The 294-nt window shown below is 68.7% G+C and carries 1 protein-coding gene; it reads left to right on the forward strand.

The features are described from left to right. The coding region (locus tag ACSNOK_RS33790; RefSeq protein WP_436784575.1) for a cupin domain-containing protein at positions 1 to 294 on the forward strand (294 nt) is incomplete at both ends.

The raw sequence follows: 294 nt of genomic DNA on the forward strand, positions 1-294 counted from the left end.
CGGAATCGTATGCAAGAACTTCGACTCCGCGGACGAGACCCGTCCGTTCGAGGACGGCAAGGGCAGGCTCGATCTGTTCACCACCGAGCGGGGACCGGTGGGGCGCGCGGTCTTCGAACCGGGCTGGCAGTGGTCCAAGCACGTCAAGCCCATCGCCGGGACCGACAGTTGCGAGGCCGCGCACACGGGGTACGTCGTCAGCGGCCGCCTGAAGATCGTCATGAACGACGGTGAGTCGGGAGAGGCCGGGCCCGGCGACTTCCTGCGGGTCGCGCCGGGCCATGACGCCTGGGT

The organism is Streptomyces sp. URMC 126, assembly GCF_051386555.1.
Taxonomy (GTDB): domain Bacteria; phylum Actinomycetota; class Actinomycetes; order Streptomycetales; family Streptomycetaceae; genus Streptomyces.